This window comes from Marinicella meishanensis (genome assembly GCF_019931145.1).
Taxonomy (GTDB): domain Bacteria; phylum Pseudomonadota; class Gammaproteobacteria; order Xanthomonadales; family Marinicellaceae; genus Marinicella; species Marinicella meishanensis.
On the sequence record NZ_JAIOUV010000006.1, the window covers coordinates 251,760 to 270,156 of the forward strand.

At 52.4% G+C, this 18,397-nt stretch carries 11 protein-coding genes; 7 read left to right on the plus strand and 4 right to left on the minus strand.

Annotated elements, in window-relative coordinates; translation table 11 throughout:
* Positions 1-52 precede the first annotated feature (52 nt).
* Both K7G70_RS12035 and K7G70_RS12040 read left to right on the plus strand, forming a co-directional pair.
* On the plus strand, positions 53-1,867 hold the full coding sequence (locus tag K7G70_RS12035) for a DUF1800 domain-containing protein (protein ID WP_223788898.1): 1,815 nt from the start codon (positions 53-55) through the stop codon (positions 1,865-1,867).
* A gap of 13 nt (positions 1,868-1,880) precedes the next feature.
* A complete protein-coding gene (locus K7G70_RS12040) occupies positions 1,881-3,164 on the plus strand; it encodes a DUF1501 domain-containing protein (RefSeq protein WP_223788899.1) in 1,284 nt (427 codons plus the stop codon).
* Between the two features lie 63 nt (positions 3,165-3,227).
* Here the strand turns inward: K7G70_RS12040 and kbl are convergent, their stop codons facing one another.
* The 3 genes from kbl to K7G70_RS12055 all read right to left on the minus strand — a co-directional run bounded on the left by kbl (position 3,228) and on the right by K7G70_RS12055 (position 7,199).
* Positions 3,228-4,394: a glycine C-acetyltransferase gene (gene kbl, locus K7G70_RS12045; protein WP_223788900.1), complete on the minus strand. Its 1,167-nt coding sequence runs from the start codon at positions 4,392-4,394 to the stop codon at positions 3,228-3,230.
* Positions 4,395-4,404: 10 nt separating this feature from the next.
* Positions 4,405-5,427, minus strand: coding sequence for an L-threonine 3-dehydrogenase (gene tdh / locus K7G70_RS12050; protein WP_223788901.1), 1,023 nt, complete (start codon positions 5,425-5,427; stop codon positions 4,405-4,407).
* 116 nt (positions 5,428-5,543) lie between these two features.
* A complete protein-coding gene (locus tag K7G70_RS12055) occupies positions 5,544-7,199 on the minus strand; it encodes an AMP-binding protein (RefSeq protein WP_223788902.1) in 1,656 nt (551 codons plus the stop codon).
* Between the two features lie 218 nt (positions 7,200-7,417).
* Here K7G70_RS12055 and K7G70_RS12060 point away from each other — a divergent pair, with 218 nt between their 5' ends.
* The 3 genes from K7G70_RS12060 (at position 7,418) to K7G70_RS12070 (ending at position 15,571) form a co-directional block, all read left to right on the plus strand.
* Positions 7,418-9,262 (plus strand): SLC13 family permease, encoded by a 1,845-nt coding sequence (locus tag K7G70_RS12060; RefSeq protein WP_223788903.1) that lies wholly within the window; start codon positions 7,418-7,420, stop codon positions 9,260-9,262.
* A 48-nt stretch (positions 9,263-9,310) separates the two neighbouring features.
* Positions 9,311-11,239 (plus strand): CBS domain-containing protein, encoded by a 1,929-nt coding sequence (locus K7G70_RS12065; RefSeq protein WP_223788904.1) that lies wholly within the window; start codon positions 9,311-9,313, stop codon positions 11,237-11,239.
* A gap of 174 nt (positions 11,240-11,413) precedes the next feature.
* Positions 11,414-15,571: a S8 family serine peptidase gene (locus K7G70_RS12070; RefSeq protein WP_223788905.1), complete on the plus strand. Its 4,158-nt coding sequence runs from the start codon at positions 11,414-11,416 to the stop codon at positions 15,569-15,571.
* Between the two features lie 57 nt (positions 15,572-15,628).
* Here the strand turns inward: K7G70_RS12070 and K7G70_RS12075 are convergent, their stop codons facing one another.
* Positions 15,629-16,111 (minus strand): GNAT family N-acetyltransferase, encoded by a 483-nt coding sequence (locus tag K7G70_RS12075; protein ID WP_223788906.1) that lies wholly within the window; start codon positions 16,109-16,111, stop codon positions 15,629-15,631.
* Between the two features lie 57 nt (positions 16,112-16,168).
* Here K7G70_RS12075 and K7G70_RS12080 point away from each other — a divergent pair, with 57 nt between their 5' ends.
* Together K7G70_RS12080 and K7G70_RS12085 are read left to right on the plus strand one after the other, a co-directional pair.
* Positions 16,169-17,278, plus strand: a complete 1,110-nt coding sequence (locus tag K7G70_RS12080) for an SPFH domain-containing protein (RefSeq protein ID WP_223788907.1) — start codon at positions 16,169-16,171, stop codon at positions 17,276-17,278.
* Positions 17,279-17,295: 17 nt separating this feature from the next.
* Positions 17,296-18,381 carry a TFIIB-type zinc ribbon-containing protein gene (locus tag K7G70_RS12085; RefSeq protein ID WP_223788908.1) on the plus strand — a complete coding sequence of 362 codons (1,086 nt, stop codon included), beginning with the start codon at positions 17,296-17,298 and terminating at the stop codon, positions 18,379-18,381.
* Positions 18,382-18,397: the final 16 nt, after the last annotated feature.

The following is an 18,397-nucleotide window of genomic DNA, read 5'->3' on the forward strand; positions in this document are numbered from 1 at the left end:
ACCCAACAATTTTCTCCTACAATCAGAATCACGACAACCAATCAGGGGTATGATGAAAAAGACCAATCAACAACGCAGGCAACTGCTGGCAGGTGGGGTGGCAACCTCCTTGTTGGCGGCCTTGCCAATGACCTCCCACACCGCCACCAATTCGTCTGGAATCAGGCGTCACAAGTTGGTGGATGCCATCCAGGCAGCCAACCTGCCACAGCAAAGATTTTCTCACATGGTTTACTCCAGACTGGGATATGGCATCACCCCTGGGGTGTTTGACCAATTCCACTGGAATCAGCTGGGCGCCAATGACACCCAGCGATTGTCCAACTTCGTGGCCCAACAATTGGCCGGCGGCGTCGATGGACCGGTGGACACCCGCATTGCACAGGCAGGCAACTACGTCACTTTGGACAAGAGCTTGGCTTTGTTGTGGAACCACCACCATGTCAATCCAGGATCTGGCGAACGCAGCTCATCCAGGCCGCGCTATGAAATGCAACGCCTGAAATTCCTCAGAGCGACTTACACATTGTTCCCCTTGCGTGAGCGCATTGCCGATTTTTGGCACAACCATTTCAGTTTGAATGGCGACAGTTTTTACGCCAGGTCCACTTTGACCAGCTGGGACCGGGATGTGATCAGAACCCACATGTTGGGCAACTTCCAGGCGTTTTTATACGCCACAGCCCGTCATCCAGCCATGTTGTATTACTTGGATAATTACAACAACTCTGTCTCAGAGCCGAATGAAAACTATGCCCGGGAGTTGATCGAATTGCACACCTTGGGCGTGGAAAACTACTACGGTTTGGAAGACCAAAATCAAGTGCCCACCATTCAAGTTACCGAACGGGGTGGCCCGTGGGGCAGTGATGGCATCGTGCAAGAGTTTTATGTCGACAATGATGTGTATGAAGCCACCCGCTGTTTGACCGGTTGGCGGGTCAATGACTCCAGCAGCACCGGCGACACCGGCGCCTTCATGTACGATGATGACCGCCATGACCGGTTCCAAAAATCAGTGCTCAGTGGTGGCATGATCAACATCCCTGCCAACCAAGGCATGCAAGATGGCATCGACGTGATTCGCTTGTTGGCCAACCACCCAGGAACCGCCAAACACATTGCCGGCAAACTGGCGCGTTTCTTTGTCGCAGATGACCCACCGCAAAACCTGATTGATGACGTGGCAGATGTGTTCTACCAGAACCGCTACCAAGCGAATCAATTGGAATTGGTCTTCACCGAATTGTTCAACCACGCTGAATTTGTCAATCCTGCCAATTGGCAAACCAAATTGAAACGGCCCTTTGACACCGTGGTTTCTGCCATGCGGGCGGTGCAAACCAATTTCACCATCAAACCCGATGATGACAACAGCAACAACTTCGAATGGCGCATGGACGACACCGGACATTATCCGTTTGAATGGCAGCCACCCGATGGTTTTCCGGTGCAATCGAATTATTGGATGAGTTCGACGGCCTTGATCCAAACCTGGAAAACAGTGGACTGGGTCATGGACCGCAGCAATTCAGGCAATTACATCACGCCATTGCGGCAGTTGACGGTTTCAGTCTTTACCCCGAATCCGGATGACATGACGCCAGAGAATTTGGTGAGTTGGTGGATGACGCGGATTTTCAACACAGCCCCAACCGGTGGTTGGATGGGTGATCCGGTGTTTGAAAGCGTGGTGACGTTCCTGACGCAACAGCCACCCGATCAAACAACCTTCCCGGGTTGGCCTCGAGATTTGACCATCCCCATGGAAGACTTGGAAGACAATTCATGGCCTTACCGATGGCATGAACGACTGCGTGGTGCGGTCAGTTTGATCTTGGCATCACCTTACTTCATGCAACGATAACGGGAGCACAGACATGAAAAAAATGAAACGAAGAGCATTTTTACAATCGGCTGCCGCTTTGGGTGCATTTTCCACGGTGAATTTCGCCCGGGCCGGTGGTACTTCACCGGGTAGTCAGCCCATCATCATTGATTTGTTCATGCGGGGAGGCATGGATGGCTTGAATGTGATCCCGCCCATCTCAGGACCCAACCGGACCTTTTATGAACAATTAAGGCCCAACATCCAAGTGCCTTTGACTGGCAGCAATGCGGTGTTGGATGTCGGTGAAGCCCTGGGTTTCCATCCGGCAGCCTCTGGCTTGCGAGACATGTATGTGGACGGCGATTTGGCGATCATCCATGGCACGGGTTTACCCCAAGAAAATGTCACCAGAAGCCATTTTGATGCCATGAAATTGCGTGAACTGGGTACCCCAGCGAGTTTGTCAACCACCAGTGGTTGGTTGACCCGTCATCTGGAGTCGACCCCGCACATCACCGGTACCGAAATCATTCCGGTGTTGGTGTCCAATGATTCCAATCCGATCAGCTTACAAGCCTATTACAACGCCTTAACGGTGGATCAAGTGGGTGGCTATCATCCCAACTCAGGTTCTTTGGCAGAGAAACACGCCGAAGCCATCGGTAACATGTATCAAGGCAACAGTGCATTGGATTTGTCCGTAACAGGCGCCATGGATACCTTGGCCATCATCGATGCCCTGGACCTGGATGACTACAACCCAGCTGGTGGCGCGGTCTATCCTGATTCATCATTTGGTGACCAATTGATGTTGATCGCGCAGTTGATCAAAGAGGATTTGGACATCAATGTGGCCACCGCTGATTTGAGTGGATGGGACACCCACAACGGCCAAGGAGATGGTGGTGGCGGTAACTTTTACGGCCGGGTTCAGAACATGTCCGATGCCGTGAAAGCCTTGTGGCAAGACCTCAATGCCTCGGGTCTGGGTAATCAAGTGACGATTGTGGTGCACAGTGAGTTCGGCCGGCGTGCCCGACAAAATGGCCAAAGTGGCAGTGGCACCGATCACGGCTCAGGCAATGTGATGTTTGTGATTGGTGGCAAAATCAATGGCGGACAATCCTATGGTGAATTCGTCGGTCTCAGCAATGAACAGTTGTTTGGTGGCGAAGACATTGCCCCAGTGGTTGACTTCAGACAAGTGTATGGCACGATTGTGCAAGAAATCTTGGGCAATTCAAACCTCAACCACGTGTTCCCAGGCTACCAGAACCACGTCAGCATGGACTTCACCTCATCTGACATCATCTTCAAAGCTGGATTCGAGTAAGGTAAGAATTCAAGCATGCATCAAGCCAAGCGTTGACACGTCATCGCTTGGCTTTTTTGTGAATCAGAGAAATTCTTGCTGCACTTGGGCAAAGGCATCCAGGGCCAAGTCCAGATCATTTTTGGAATGAGCGGCGGAGATTTGCAGCCTGATTCTGGCCTGATCCTTGGGCACCACAGGGTAGCTGAAACCAATGCAATAAATGCCCAACTCCAACAAGCGGTCGGCCATGGTTTGGGCCAATTTGGCATCGCCCAACATGATCGGGGTGATGGGGTGGGCGTCGCCCGAGACGGTGTAGCCCATGGCTGTGATTTTTTCCCGGAAATAGCGGGTGTTCTCCGACAACCGTTCCAACAGAGCGGTTGATTCTGACAGCAAGTCAAACACCTTGATGCTGGCTGCCACCAAGGGTGGGGGCAGGGTGTTGGAAAACAAATAGGGTCTGGATCGCTGTCTGAGCAACTCAATGATTTCTTTTTTCCCGGTGGTGAAACCGCCAGAACCGCCGCCCAGGGCTTTGCCCAAAGTTGAGGTGAACACATCAATCTTATCCAAGACCCCGGCCAGTTCGGCCGAACCGCGGCCGGTGGGGCCGACAAAGCCGGTGGCATGCGAATCATCCACCACCACCAGGGCGTTGTAGAGCTCGGCCAATTCGGTGATGCGTTTGAGGTCAGCAATGGTGCCATCCATGCTGAACACGCCGTCGGTGACGATCAAGCGTTGTTGACAGGACTGGGTGTCTTTGAGGGCTTGTTCCAAGGCCGCCATGTCGTTGTTGGGGTAGCGGTGGCGCTGCGCTTTGCACAGGCGCACCCCGTCAATGATGGAAGCGTGATTCAAGGCATCACTGATCACCGCATCGTCTTGGTCCAGAATGGTTTCAAACAAACCGCCATTGGCATCGAAACAGGAGGTGTAGAGGATGGTGTCATCGGTACCAAAAAAATCACTGATTTTTTGTTCCAGTTGTTTGTGCAAATCTTGGGTGCCGCAGATGAAGCGCACCGAGGCCATGCCAAAGCCGTGGGTGTCCAGGGCTTTTTTGGCGGCTTTGATGATGGCCGGGTGATCGGCCAGGCCCAAATAGTTGTTGGCACAGAAGTTGATGACTTTTTGTCCACCGGGTAACTCGATGTGAGACGACTGTGGGCTGGTGATGATGCGCTCGGATTTATACAGTCCGTCGTCTTTGATGCCTTGGATGATGGCAGAATAATTTTTCATGTGATGTGTATCAGCTCCAGCTGCAGACGACTTTGCCGCATTGGCCTGATGACATCAGGTCAAATCCGTGTTGAAAATCGTCGATGTGAATTTCATGGGTGAGGGCTTTTTCCAAGGGAAAGCCCGAGTGTAACAATTGGGTCATTTTGTACCAGGTTTCATACATTTTGCGACCGGTGATGCCTTTGACCGAAAGGCCTTTGAAAATGATGTTGTCCCAATTGATCTGGGTGCTGTCGGGCAACATGCCCAACAAAGTGATTTTGCCGCCATTGTACATGCTGTCAAGCATGTCATTGAAGGCCATGGGGTTGCCGGACATTTCCATGCCCAAATCGAAACCGGTGATGTTCATTTCATGCATCACATCAGCGAGTTTTTCTTTGGCCACATTGACGGTTCGCGTGGCGCCCATGGAGCGGGCCAAATCCAGGCGGTAATCATTGACATCAGTGATCACCACATTACGGGCACCCACGTGCTTACAGATGCCGGTGGCAATGATGCCGATGGGTCCAGCCCCAGTGATCAGCACATCTTCGCCCACCATGTCGTATTCCAGGGCACAGTGAGCGGCGTTGCCAAATGGGTCAAAAAAAGCGGCCAATTTGGATGGGATGCGGTCTGACACGGGCCACAAGTTTTGTACCGGCATGCTGATGTATTCGGCAAAAGCCCCATTGCGATTGACGCCAATGCCTTGGGTGTTCGGGCACAGGTGTTGGGTGCCTGCACGGCAATTGCGGCACACACCGCAGACGATGTGACCTTCGGCGCTGACCCGCTGCCCCACCTCATAGCCTTTGACTTCACTGCCCATGTCCACAATGTGGCCCACGAATTCATGGCCAATGACCAACGGGGGTTTGATCACTTTGGCTGACCATTCATCCCACTTGTAAATGTGCAGGTCGGTGCCACAAATGGCGGTTTTTTCCACTTTGATCAGGACGTCGTTATGACCCATCTCGGGTTGGGCCACCTCGTCCATCCAAATGCCGGTTTCCGGGCGTATCTTTACCAGTGCTTTCATGTTATATCTTGAACCGCAACCACCGGCGCTGGGCCGGTGGTTGGTGAATTTCAGGGGCGTGTATTATAAACTTTTTTCAAAGTTCATGCGCGCCATGAATGCTGACCCCATGCGGGTCATTCACGCAAATCTTTGCGCAGTATTTTGCCGACATTGGTTTTTGGCAATTCCTCCCTGAATTCGACCAGTTTCGGTACTTTATAGCCCGTCAAATGGGTGCGACAATGGTCAATCACATCCTTCTCAGACATCTCATCATTGCCTTTGACCACAAATAATTTAACGATTTCACCCGATTTGTCGTCTGCCACGCCGACAGCGGCACATTCTATGATGTCGTCATGTAAACAGGCCGCGTCTTCAATTTCATTGGGATAGACATTGAATCCTGAAACCAAGATCATGTCCTTTTTGCGGTCGACGATTTTGAAGTAACCTTGTTCATCCATCACCGCCACATCACCGGTTTTGAGCCAGCCATCAACAATGGTTTTGGCGGTTTCTTCAGGCCGGTTTAAATAGCCCAACATGACTTGTGGACCGCGGATGCACAACTCGCCGGCTTCGCCGATGGGCAAGGGGTTGCCGTCATCATCTTGGATCTGACAGTCGGTGCCCGGGATCGGTAAGCCAATGGTGCCGTTGTATTCTTTCATCGGCACGATGTTCATGCAGGCTGCCGGAGACGTTTCGGTCAAACCATAGGCCTCGGCCAAGGTCACCCCAGTGACTTCTTTCCACTTGGTGGCCGTGCCTTTTTGTACGGCCATGCCACCGCCCAGAGAGAATTTGAACGCCGAAAAATCCAGTTCGGCAAAACCCGGGGTGTTCAACAGTCCATTGAACAAGGTGTTGACCCCGGTCAACACGGTGAACTTGTGTTGTGACAATTCTTTAACAAACCCAGGCATGTCGCGGGGGTTGGTGATGAGGATGTTTTTCGCACCATACTGGATGAAGGTCAGGCAATTGGCGGTCAAGGCAAAGATGTGATACAGCGGCAAAGCCGTGATCACGATTTCTTGCCCTTCGGTGATTTCGCTGGAAATCCACAACGTGGTTTGGGTCACATTGGCCACCATGTTTTTGTTGGTCAACATGGCGCCTTTGGAGACCCCAGTGGTGCCGCCGGTGTATTGCAAGAAAGCGATGTCATCCAGCTTTCTCTGCACCGGCGTATAAGTCAATGACTGACCGGCTTTCAGTGCGGCTTTGAAGCGAATCGCACCCGGTAAATCGAAGGGTGGCACCATTTTTTTAACCCGCTTGATCATGAAATCCATGATCGACCCTTTCAAGCCGCCGATCATTTCACCGATGGTGGCCGTGATGACTTGTTCAACGCCGGTGTCTTGCACCACTTCTGCCAAAGTGCAGGCGGTGTTTTCAATCACGATGATGGCCTTGGCTCCGGCATCATTGAGTTGGTGTTTCAATTCCCGGGGGGTGTACAAGGGATTGACGTTGGTCACCACCATACCGGCCCTGAGGATGCCCAGCACCGCAATCGGGTACTGCAAGACATTGGGCATCATGATGGCGATGGAATCACCGGTTTGGTACTTGCTTTGCAGGTAGGCTGCCAGTTGTTGACTGTATTGGTCCAACTCCCGGTAGGTCAGTGATTTGCCAAAATTCACATAGGCTTCGCGGTCACTGTACTTGTCGCAAGCCGCGATCATCATGTCCGCCACAGATTGGTAAGGCAACTCGCCCACTTCGGCTGGCACGCCTGGTTTGTATTGTTTGAGCCAAGGTCTTTCGGTAGTCATAGCACCCCTTATCGATGTCAAAATTATAGATGGCAGGGGATGAATCGACCCGTTCAGATGTGCCTTCAGTCCCCACTGAAAATACGGTCTTAACCGCCTCAACAATTACACCACGGGCCAGGTGACCTGGGCGTAAAAATTCATATCATGATAACTATTTTTATGACTTTTATCTACCAATTTGATAGACTTTGAGCGGACCCTTAACCGAAGCGTATATGGAATCTGAACTGTTGGCCAATGCCTTGCAACCACACGCCTTGGGCGTGTTGATGTTGACCTTATTGGCTTTGATCCTGTTTGCCAATGACCGCATTCCATTGCAAACCTCCAGCTTGTTTGTGCTGTGTGCCTTGATTCTGGGGTTTCACATTTTCCCTTACCAATTGAATGACGGCAGCGTCTTTCCGATTCAAACCTTTTTTCTGGGATTTGGTAACGAAGCCCTGATCGCGGTGTGTGCCTTGATGGTGGCCGGTCAAGCCTTGGTCCGCACCGGGGCGATGGAGCCCATCGGCCGGTACCTGGCCAAAATATGGAAAGTCAGCCCTTCATTGTCTTTGTTGTTGACCCTGATCACCGGTGCGGTGCTCAGTGCGTTTGTGAACAACACGCCGATTGTGGTGTTGTTGTTGCCGGTTTTGATCAGTGTGTCCTTGCGCACTGGTCAGTCTTCCTCAGGCACTTTGATGCCGATGGGTTTGGCCACTTTGTTGGGTGGCATGGCCACCACCATTGGTACCTCGACCAATTTGTTGGTGGTGAAAGTGGCCGAAGGGCTGGGCGTGCCTGAATTTGGCATGTTTGATTTTATTTTTCCGGTGGCCATTGCCGGGGTGGTGGCCATCATGTACCTGTGGCTGGTGGCACCCAAAATCATCCCTGACCGCACACCGCCTTTGAAAGACACCTCGCCGCGCATGTTTTCGGCCGAAATTCAAATCAACGAGGGGGGCTTTGCCGATGGCAAAACCCTGGCAGAAATCCGGGAAAAAGTGGACGGTAAAATTTCCATCCAGCGCATTGTGCGGGGTGAGTCCTTGTCAATTGCCACCTTGCCCGATGTGGTGATCAAAGCCGGAGATCGGCTGGTGGTGTCCGACACTGCTGATAACCTGCGCGAGTATGAAATTGAATTGGGTGGTTCCCTGTATGCCGGTGAACACCCGGTGGATGAATCACACCCCCTGTCAGCCGGCGACCAATCCATTGCCGAGCTGGTCATTACCTCCGGCTCTTTGCTCGATCGGGTTCGGGTGGGGGATTCCCGCCTGACCAGTAAATATGGTTTGACCTTATTGGCGGTGCACTCCCAAGGTAAAGAAACCGCCGCCACCGCCAAAGGCATGGATGACTTGATTTTTCGGCCGGGTGATGTGCTGTTGGTGCAAGGCACCCACCAAGCCATTCAATCGGTGAAACGCACCGGTTCGCTGTTGGTGCTGGATGGCGGGGAAGAATTACCACACACCAAAAAAGCACCCCTGGCTTTGGCGGTGATGGCCGGCGTGGTGGGTTTGGCCGCCTTCAATGTGGTGCCCATTTCCATCAGCGCGGTGCTCGGTTGTTTTGTGTTGATCGCCACCGGCTGTCTGCGCTGGCGCGATGCCACCCATGCCCTCAGTGCCCAGGTGATTTTCATCATTGTGGCGTCACTGGCTTTGGGTGCGGCCTTGATGGCCACGGGTGGGGCCGATTATCTGGCCAATTTATTCGTGGTCTCCACCTCCGGTTTCCCTCCTGGCGTGGTGTTGGGCATTTTGATGTTCTCCATGGCGGTGATGACCAACGTGATTTCAAACAATGCGGCGGCTGTGATCGGTACGCCAATTGCCGTCAGCATTGCCCAACGATTGGGCATGCCGGTTGAACCGTTTGTGTTGGCGGTGTTGTTCGGCGCCAACCTCAGCTATGCCACACCCATGGCCTATCAAACCAACCTGTTGGTGATGAATGCCGGGGGTTACAAATTTGCCGATTTTGTCAAAGTCGGTGTGCCATTGACCTTGATTGTATGGGCCATGCTCACTGGCATGCTGACGTGGATCTATCAATTGTATTAAAATGACTGAAAACATCCGCAGATCATAACCAAAAAAGAGAGGAGTCAAATGGGTGAACAAAACATCGCCAGAGGCGGCGACAACGAAGCCAAACGACTGTTTACCCGGGCCGTGCTCAATGACCTGAGGGCCCTGGAACTGATGATCGAAAAGGGCATGATTGAATCCGGTGCCCGGCGCATCGGGGCCGAACAAGAAATGTTCATCACTGACCAGGACTACAGCCCAAACCTCACCGCCTTGGACATCCTGGGTGACATCAAGGACCCTCGATTCACCAATGAAATCGCGCTGTTCAACATCGAAGCCAACCTCACACCAAGGCGTTTTGAAGGCAAGTGTTTGCAAGCCATGGAAGAGGAAATCAAAGAGGTGATTTCCATCGCCAAAAAACATGCGGGTGAACACGAATCCAAAATCATTCTGGCCGGGATTCTGCCGACTTTGCGACAACTGGATTTGACCATGGACAGCATCACACCGGTAGACCGCTATTATGAATTGAATGACCGCCTGAAAGAAATCAGGGGTTCTGATTTTCGCATGGACATTCGTGGGGTGGATGAGTTGTCGGTGACCCATGACAATTTCCTGCTGGAAGCCATGAACACCAGTTTTCAGGTGCATTTTCAAGTCAGCGGCAATGAATTCGTCGACATGTACAATCTGTCACAGGCGGTGACCGGCCCGCTGATGGCGGTGTCGGTGAATTCCGGGTTGATTCACCATTACCGCTTGTGGCATGAGTCCAGAATTGCGGTGTTTCAAAACTCCATTGACACCCGTTCCACCACCCACCAAAAACGCGGCACCCAGCCCCGGGTGCATTTTGGTAATGAGTGGATTGAAAGCATCGTGGACGTGTTTCGTGATGACATTTCACGCTTTTCGGTGGTGTTGACCTCGGAATATGAAGAGGACCCCGTGGGCATGGTCAATGCCGGCATCATGCCCAAGCTCAAAGCCTTGATGCTGCACAATGGCACCGTCTACCGTTGGAACCGACCTTGCTATGGGGTGAAAGACAACATCCCGCATTTGCGCATTGAAAATCGGGTGTTGCCATCGGGTCCTTCGGTCATTGATGAGGTGTCCAATGCCGCGTTTTACTTTGGTCTGATGTCAGGCATGAGCCAAAAAATCAGTGACATCACCCAAGTCATGCGCTTTTCCAATGCGCGCAATAACTTCCTGCAAGCCTGTCGCACAGGCTTGGAATGCCATTTCAATTGGATTGATGGCGAGAGCATTTCAGCCACCCGCTTGATCAAGCAAGAATTGTTGCCCCTGGCAGCTTCCGGCTTGCAGTCCGCGGGTATCGACAAGGATGACATCGAACGCTACTTGGGCACCATCGTGAAACGCGTAGACAGCAAACAAACCGGTGCCCGTTGGGCCATCAAATCCATCACGGAAATGAACAAAGACATCCACCCCGATGAGAAAGTCCGTTCGGTGGTGGCCGAAATGCACCAACAGCAGTTGGAAGACAAGCCGATTCATGAATGGCCGTTGGCGACCGCGTCACAACGCACCGATTGGCGGGCCGGATTCATGTTGATTGGTCAATTCATGACCACCAAGTTACTCACTGTGAGGCCCGATGATTCAATGGATTTGGCCGCCAGCATCATGGACTGGAAGCGGGTCAGGCACGTGCCCGTGGAGAATGACGAAGGGGAGTTGGTCGGCTTGGTGTCACACCGTTCTATCCTCAAGAAAATCGTCGACGGCGATGACCACAAAGCCACGGCGATCAAGGAAATCATGAATGACCAGCCCATTTTTGCTCACCCCAAAACCACCACGGTAGAAGCAATTCAGATCATGCGAGAAAAACGGGTCAGCTGCTTGCCGGTGGTGGAAAATGACAAGCTGGTGGGGGTGATCACTGAATACGACTTGATCAAAGTGGCCAGTCATGTGCTGGAAGCCGACCTCAAGGCTTACAAAAACAAAGCATCAGATTCTGCTTGATTGATTGGTTTTTTGGGGCCGATTGGCTAAAATGGAAGACTTGGTCAGCATGAACAATTGTAGTCACTGAACCCGAGCACGTCTGCACTGGCGGCGTTGGTACATGGCATCAATCGGTGAACGAAATCACCCGGTTTGTGTCTGCTTATTGAGCTAATCTGAGAAAAATTACCCATGAGAACTGCTTTTATATTTACCCTTTTGTTATTGTCAGCCAATGGTTGGGCCACTGATTTTTCAGTCATCAGTCTGCCTTTGGATAAGTCCTTATCAGCCAATGCGAACCATGAACGCGTGGAATTGAAGTTGAATGCCGCCAGTTTTGACCCGTTGCAAGAGCAATTGGTACACGGCTTGATTCAAGAAAAAAGCACCGCTCACAGCCCCTATGGCTTGGTGCAATTTCACCGCGACGACTCCCAAGTCGTGCAGCGTTTGACGGCGATGGGTGTGGATGTGCTGGGATACATGCCCAGCCAGGCCTATTTGGTGCGCTGGAGCCCCAAACAAAAGCAGGCGGTACAACAAGACAAATCGTTCCGTTTTGCCGGAAATTACCGCAACGCCTATAAGCTCAGTCCAGGATTGTGGCAGTCTGCCAAGTCCAGCCAGGACAAAGCCACCCAATCACCCATGAAGCTGGAGCTGATGGGCTTTCCAGGGGTGTCCAGTGAGCGGTTGCTACAAACCATTGCCAAGCTGGCGCCAGACTTTGCCGTGTTGGCTGCGCGAGACCTGAAGCAACAATCGTATCTGCAATTGTCGGTGGACCATGACCGACAAAATAATTTGTTGAAATTGGTGGCCATGGCAGATGTCATGTGGGTCGCCAAACACCAGCCAGATCAGTACCACAACATTGACTCGGTTGGCCCCATTCAAGCCAACAATCCAGACATCACTGCCGCCACCATCTGGGATCAGGACTTGATCGGTACGGGGCAAATTGTGGCGGTGGTCGACAGTGGCTTGGACCGCAACCAAGACTTTTTCAGCCAATACAACACCGGTTCAGGCAGTGTCGGCAAACTATACACCGATGCCTCCACCCCACCTGTGGGCCAGGTGGGCGAAATCAATGAAGATCACAAAATCATAGCCTATTACATCCAACCCGGTGCTTCTGCCTATGACGATGATTCGTCATGCGGTGAAGATGGCACCCCAACCGGATTTCATGGCACCCACGTGGCGGGCACCGTGGCCGGTGATTCTGGTACCGCCGCCACCGCCACCTCACCCAACTACGACAACGGCGATGGTATGGCACCGCATGCTCAGATTTTGTTTCAAGACATTGGCAACACCGAAACCGGTTGTTTAACCGCTGGCGATACCCGCTACGAAATGCATTTGCAAGCGGCCGCCGCTGGTGCCTCGATCTCATCCAACAGCTATGGCTTCACGGTGGAAGACCCGGCTGATGAAGCCTATTACTTCAGCGATTATCAGTTTGATTTGGCCAGTTATGAATTGGAAGACCTGTTGATTGTGGTGTCTGCCGGCAATGAGGCGAATCAAGGCTTGTCGCACCCAGGTCACGCCAAAAATGTGGTCACTGTCGGGGCCTTGGGTCATGGTTCATCTTTACAAACGGCGTCATTTTCATCGCGGGGATATGCCCATGATGACCGCATCAAGCCCGATGTGATGGCCCCAGGCGTGGGCATCATTTCGGCCGATGGTGATTTGGACAACAGCGTGCCACCCAGTGGCACCAACAACGGCCTGTCCGCCAAATCGGGCACTTCCATGGCGACACCCACGGTTTCAGGTGGTTTGGCGTTGATGCGACAATACTTCACCGACGGCTTTTACCCCAGCGGCAACCGCAACAGCGCGCATGCCATTGAACCTTCGGGCTCACTGTTGAAGTCCACCTTGTTGAATGGGACTTTGTTGACCCGATCACCATCTATTGACCAGGGCTGGGGCCGCATTTTCTTGGACAACAACCTGTATTTCGATGGTGATGACCGCACCCTGCGCATTTGGGACATGCCCAATGCCGATGGTTTGAAATCAGGTGACGAACTCAAGTTCGATGTACAAGTGGCGGCCGGAGAGCCCTTTCGCGCCACCTTGACTTGGTTCGATCCGCCGCCACTGACGTCTTCTGGTCAGGCCTTGATCAATGACCTGAACCTGGAAGTGCGTTTCAATGGACAGGTGTTCAAAGGCAACAACTGGTCCAACAGCGAGTCCAAGGAGGGCGGGGCAGCTGATGCTTTGAACAACGTGGAGCAAATCCATTTGTCCGAACCTGAGGCTGGCACTTATGAGGTGGTGGTCAAAGCGGGGTTGGTCAATGGACACAGCAATGATTTGGACACCCAGAAACAAGGTTTTGCCTTGGTGACCTCGCAGGCACAGTGCAACTCACAGGTCAGTGGTGCCCCACAAATCAGCCTCAGCGAGTCCAATCGCTTGGAACCGGTGATCAACATCCAAAGCATCAGTGGGGTCACTGATTACCAAATTTATAAGAAGCCCGGTGGCTGTGCCGCGCCGAATGCCCGTTACCGCTTCATTGGTCAAACCAGTGGCAGTGGCCTGTTGACATTTGCCGATGGCAACTCAGTCAATGGTGAAACCTACGGTTATGCCGTGAAAGGGGTGGACGCCTGTGGCGAAGGTGAATTCAGCGCGTGCGTGGAAATTGAATCCAATGCCTTGTGCGCCATTGAGCCGCAGTTCAACACCGCTGCGGTGAATGTCAACAACACCGGTTCCGCAGGTTGTTCCGTGACGTTGGATTGGGCCGCAGGCAGCAGTCAATGTCAGGCCAACGCGAACATGAAATACAACGTTTATCGGAATGCGGTGGCTGATTTTCAAATTGGCGACCACAACCGCGTGGCCAGTGGGGTGTTGGGCTTGAATTACATGGACAGCACCGTGGCCAACAATGAGACCTATTTCTACAAAGTCACTGCGGTTGATCCCATCGGTAATGAATCCAGACAGTTAAACGGCATTGGTGTGTTCACCACCGGTTCCGTGTTTGAACCCGGTGACTACGTGGATGACCCGGACAGCACCACCCAAGCCACTTTAGGCACACCGTGGCAAATCACCAGTTTCCGCAGTTCCACCGGTGAACAAAGTTTCCACAATGCCGAAGATGGTGCCCGCTACAAGGCCGATACCTGTGCCTACCTGACTTTACCAGAAATTGAATTGCAGTCTGGATCATCGACTTTGACCTATGATGCCGCTTACAACATGGAAGAGTTTTGGGATGGCATCGTGGTGCAGATTTCCACCGATGGTGGCGACAGTTGGCAAGACCTGCCTCCCGATGGTGGCTATCCTTCGTCGTTCAGAGACACCGAACCACAAGGAACGCCAGTCAATGCCTGTGGTTTTCCTGCCACTCAAGGGGCCTTCAGTGGCGATCAAAATCAATTCACCTCATTCAGCAGTGACCTGTCGGCTTATGCCGGCGATAAAGTCAAGATCCGGTGGGCCTTCTCCTCGGATCCAGCGGTGGAACAATTTGGTTTTTATGTGGACAACATCCAAATCGACAACGCCAGTGCTCCGGGTGTCTGTGAACTGAAAGGATTGAACAAAAACGCCGCTGGCCCATGGTTCAATGCCGAACAGTCAGGTCATGGCTTGTTTGTTGAGGTGTCCGATGGCGGCGGCTCGGGTGAAGACCGGGTGACCACATTCTGGTATGCCTATGTGGATGGCCAACCCCGTTGGTTGTTCGGCACTGGACTGAGTGAGGGTGATGCCGCGACCATTGAAATGTTCACCACTTCTGGTGGCATTGCACCGCCCAATTTCGATCCAAGTGACGTCAACATTGAACCCTGGGGCAGCTTGACTTTTGATTTCACCACCCAAAATAACGGTCAGATCAGCTGGCAAAGTGATGTGGCTGGGTTCAGCAGCGGCAGCATGCCGATGACCAAACTGGCGGCCATCAGTGATTCGCCACGCTCTTGTTTGAGCGGTTCTTACAGTGACCCGGCCCAATCAGGCCATGGCTATGTGGTGGAAATCATTGGTGAAGAAGGCAGTGAAGTGGTGTTGATGACTTGGTACAGTTATGACAACGCCGGCAACCAAATTTGGTTGATCGGCACCGGTGAACTGAATGGCGACACCGCAACCGTGCCAGTCAGCCTGTTCTCTGGTCCTGATTTTCCGCCGCAATTCGATTCAGCCGATGTCGACAGTGTGCCATGGGGCACCTTGCAATTGGACTTCAGTGTGCTCAACACCTTGTCAGTCAGTTGGCAAGCGGATTTGCCTGGGTATCAAAATGGCCAAGTCACCGCAGCCAAGTTGACCCAATTGAAAGGGCGCGGCTGTTACTGATTCCTGTTGTTACCGAGTCTGTGATCACTGACAAGACCCCAATCCAAGTGGTTGGGGTCATGCATTGAAGGCTTCGATGTGACCGGCCCATTCCATGTAATAATCGCTGCGGGCGTATTCTGAAGCAAAAGGGTATGGTTTGCTGACAAAGCCCCAACGGCCATAGAGCTTGATAGCGGGTTGCAAGGAAGAATGGGTTTCTAAATACAATTGCTTGCCACCGAGTTTGGCGAATTCTTGCAGACTTTGGGCCATCAGTTTGGCCCCGATGCCATGGGCTTGGTGGACTGCTGTAACCGCCATTTTGGTCAATTCAATGACGCCTTCGCCATGGTGTTTCAATGCCACGCAACCCACCACCTCATCACCCAACAGGGCATAGATGATTTGGCCCCCGTGGTCGATGATGTCCTGTGGGTTAGACAGCACCTGTTGATCAATCGGTTCGATCTCGAAATACTTGACCAGCCATTCTTCATTGAGGCGCTTAAAATGGGGTGCCAAATGGGCTTGGTGGGTGAGTGTGGTGACTTTTTGCACTGAGTTTCCAAGGTGGTTATGATGTATAATCTTTATTTTACTTAAAGGACAGCGTTTATGGGTATTTGGGATAAATTATTTGGTGAATTGGTCGATGTGATCGAGTGGACTGATGACACGCGTCACACCCTGGTTTACCGCTTTCCACGCTATGGCAATGAAATCAAAAATGGGGCCATGCTCACCGTGCGAGAAGGCCAGCTGGCGGTGTTGGTGAATGAAGGTGAGGTGGCCGATGTGTTCACCCCAGGTTTGTATGAACTGTCCACCGCCAATGTGCCCATTTTGTCTTCTTTACAAGGCTGGAAGCATGGTTTTGAAAGCCCATTCAAAGCCGAGGTGTACTTTTTCAACACCAAGGTCTTCACCGACATGAAATGGGGCTTGCGCAACCCCTTGATTTTGCGTGACCAAGAATTTGGCGTGATTCGCATTCGGGCGTTTGGTAGCTATGCCTTCCGCATCAATGATCCGCGCAAGATGATGTCTGAAATTGTCGGCACCGATGGCCATTTTGTGTTGGAGGAAATCATTGGCCAATTGAAAAACCTGGTGGTCACGGGCTTTGCCCAAGTGGTCAGCCAGTCGGGCATTCCGGTGTTGGACTTGGCTGCCAGTTATGATGATTTGGGGCGGTTTTTGACCAGCCAAATCGAACCCATGTTTGCGGCTTATGGCCTGCAGCTGGAAACCATGTTGGTGGAAAATGTGTCGGTGCCGGCGTCGGTGGAAAAAGCCTTGGATGAACGGGCCAGTTCCATCGCGGTGGGTGATTTGAACCGTTTCACCCGCTACCAACAAGCCCAAGCCATGCGCGATGCCGCCAACAATGAATCCGGTGCCGCAGGCGGTGGCATGGCCATGGGCATGGGCTTTGGCATGGCCCAGTCATTTGGGCAAGCATTGACCAAAGGCGATGACACCGACCCGCTACAGCCGCCACCGCCGCCAGTGCCGACTCAAGTGGTTAAACACTACTTTGCCATCGTTGATGGCGAGCGGGTTGGACCGATTAATTTGGCGGCCGTGGCTGACATGATTGGCCAGCACCAAATCGATGGCGACACCTTGATGTGGACCGCCGGTATGGATGATTGGGCGACTGCTGAAAGTCTCAGTGATGTGTTGCCTTTGTTGAACAACCAACCACCACCGATGCCCAGTTGACCTGAAGGCATTCATTGATGATAGATTACACACACTTCAAGTGTAATGAGTGTGGTTCGGATTTGGATTATGCCATTGGCTTGCACACTTTGAAGTGTGTCAGCTGTGGTGCCGTTGATCCCATTGAAGCGTCGCCATTGGACCTGTATTTGGCGCATGACTACAAGGCGGCCATCAGTGACTTGAGTTATTTTGATCCGCAAACCGTCAGTCATGAACTGCAATGTGACAATTGCGGAGCCAATTTCATGCTGCCCGCCAACGTCCATGCCGAGGAATGCCCTTATTGTGATTTGAATGTGGTGGTGCCGGTGGACTTGTCACGCAAGCTGCAGCCTGATGGGGTGATGCCATTCATGATTCACCAACACCAAGCCGAGGCCTCCTTCAAAAAATGGCTTGGTGGATTGTGGTTTGCCCCCAGCGCACTGAAGCGCAAGGCCATCCAGGCGCGGCCGATTCTGGGTGCCTACATGCCGCTGTGGGCATTTGATGCCGAAGTCAACAGCCGCTACAGTGGCCAACGGGGTGACAATTACCGCACCACCATGCGCGTGCCAACCACCGTCAACGGCAAAACCGTGATGAAAACCAAAACCGTGGTCAAAATCAGGTGGCGTCATGTGTCAGGTCGGGTACACAACAGCTTCGATGATGTGATTGCATTGGGCACCAACACTTTGCCAATCAAATTCCAGCGTTTTTTGTCTGAATGGGACATGGGCCAAACCCAAAATTACAACGAAAAATACCTCAGCGGCTTTCGTTCTGAGCTGTATCAAATTGGTCTGCCTGAAGGGTTTCAAATGGCCAAAGAGGTGATGCTATTCACCATACGGGCCACCATCCGGCGTGACATCGGTGGTGATCACCAGCGCATCCACCACGTCGACTCAGATTACCGCCAAGTGGGTTACAAACTGTTGTTGGCGCCCATGTGGATTTCGGCCTTTAATTTCAAGCAAAAAACCTATCGCTATGTGATCAATGGGCAAAACGGCAAAGCCCACGGAGAACGGCCTTACAGTTGGATCAAGATCACCGCTTTTGTGCTGACACTGTTGGCTTTGTTGGGTGGTGGTTATGCCATTTTCAACCAATAGCCACGACCATTCCGGG

Excerpts from the sequence above, each read along its gene's own strand:
- K7G70_RS12035 (WP_223788898.1), top strand. The coding sequence starts at position 53 with ATGAAAAAGACCAATCAACAACGCAGGCAACTGCTGGCAGGTGGGGTG.
- K7G70_RS12040 (WP_223788899.1), top strand. The coding sequence starts at position 1,881 with ATGAAAAAAATGAAACGAAGAGCATTTTTACAATCGGCTGCCGCTTTG.
- kbl (WP_223788900.1), bottom strand. The coding sequence starts at position 4,394 with ATGAAAAATTATTCTGCCATCATCCAAGGCATCAAAGACGACGGACTG.
- tdh (WP_223788901.1), bottom strand. The coding sequence starts at position 5,427 with ATGAAAGCACTGGTAAAGATACGCCCGGAAACCGGCATTTGGATGGAC.
- K7G70_RS12055 (WP_223788902.1), bottom strand. The coding sequence starts at position 7,199 with ATGACTACCGAAAGACCTTGGCTCAAACAATACAAACCAGGCGTGCCA.
- K7G70_RS12060 (WP_223788903.1), top strand. The coding sequence starts at position 7,418 with ATGGAATCTGAACTGTTGGCCAATGCCTTGCAACCACACGCCTTGGGC.
- K7G70_RS12065 (WP_223788904.1), top strand. The coding sequence starts at position 9,311 with ATGGGTGAACAAAACATCGCCAGAGGCGGCGACAACGAAGCCAAACGA.
- K7G70_RS12070 (WP_223788905.1), top strand. The coding sequence starts at position 11,414 with ATGAGAACTGCTTTTATATTTACCCTTTTGTTATTGTCAGCCAATGGT.
- K7G70_RS12080 (WP_223788907.1), top strand. The coding sequence starts at position 16,169 with ATGGGTATTTGGGATAAATTATTTGGTGAATTGGTCGATGTGATCGAG.
- K7G70_RS12085 (WP_223788908.1), top strand. The coding sequence starts at position 17,296 with ATGATAGATTACACACACTTCAAGTGTAATGAGTGTGGTTCGGATTTG.